At 78.3% G+C, this 1129-nt stretch carries 2 protein-coding genes; both read left to right on the forward strand.

The genetic code is table 11. The features are described 5' to 3' along the window. The coding region (locus GD970_RS21950; protein ID WP_193315017.1) for a hypothetical protein at positions 1–227 on the forward strand (227 nt) is incomplete at its 5' end. After that, positions 224–1129, forward strand: a 906-nt coding sequence (locus GD970_RS21395; RefSeq protein ID WP_152204895.1) for a GTPase, incomplete at its 3' end; no start/stop codon positions are given. The genes GD970_RS21950 and GD970_RS21395, both read left to right, overlap by 4 nt.

Raw genomic sequence — 1129 nt, forward strand, 5'->3', positions numbered from 1 at the left:
TGACGGCCGCGGCCGCCGGGGTCAGCGGGGCCGGCGACGCCGTCGCCGTCGTGCTGGGCGCGGACGGCGCCCCCGCCGTCGGCACCGCACGCGGGGAGCTGCTGGCCCGCGCCGAGGAGGCGGTGCGGGCCGCGGCCGGGCCGTACCTCGACGCGCTCGCCGGGGTGGAGGCCGCCACCGGCACCGACCTGCGGGTGCGCACCGCCGAGCTGAGGGAGCTGGCATGACCACGACGATCACCCCGCCCGCCCGGGCCGGCGCGCCGCTCACCCGGCAGGGCCTGGAGGGACGCGCCGACGGGCTCGCCGCCGCCCTGAGCGCGGCCGGCGGGCAGGTCGACCCGTTCCTCGCGGCCCAGGCGCACGAGGACCTCGCCGCCGCGCGCCGGCGGCTGACGCTGGGCGGGGACCACACCGTCGTCGCGCTGGTCGGCGGGACCGGGTCTGGCAAGTCCTCCCTCTTCAACGCCATCTCCGGGCTGCTGTTCGCCGACGTCGGCGCGCTGCGGCCCACCACCGACAAGGCCGCCGCCTGCGTGTGGGGCGGGGACGCCGAGGCGCTGCTCGACTTCCTCGAGGTGGCCCACGCCCGGCGCATCCAGCGCGAGTCGGTCCTCGACGGCGACCACGAGCGGGCGCTGCACGGGATGGTGCTGCTCGACCTGCCCGACCACGACTCCGTCGCCCGCGAGCACGCCGAGCAGGTGGACCGGCTCCTGCCGATGATCGACCTGCTGGTGTGGGTCGTCGACCCGCAGAAGTACGCGGACAACGCCCTGCACGAGCGCTACCTGCAGGCGCTGCGCGGGCGTCAGGACAACATGCTCGTCCTGGTCAACCAGGCCGACACGCTGCCCGCGGGCGCCGTGGACAAGGTGCTCGCGGACGTGCGCGACCTGCTCGCCGCCGGCGGGCTCGACGTCGAGGTGCTCGCCACCTCCGCCGTCACCGGCGGGGGCATCGGTGAGGTCCGCGAACGGCTCGCCCACGCCGTCGCCCGCCCGTCCACGACGCTGCTCACCGCCGCCGCCGAGGTCGAGGCCGTGTGCGACCGCCTCGCCGGCGCCGTCGCCGACGGCGAGCCGGCGCCGCCCGACGCCGCCGCCACGGGCGCCGCGCTGGCGCGGGCG

Source organism: Georgenia thermotolerans (assembly GCF_009193185.1).
GTDB lineage: Bacteria > Actinomycetota > Actinomycetes > Actinomycetales > Actinomycetaceae > Georgenia > Georgenia thermotolerans.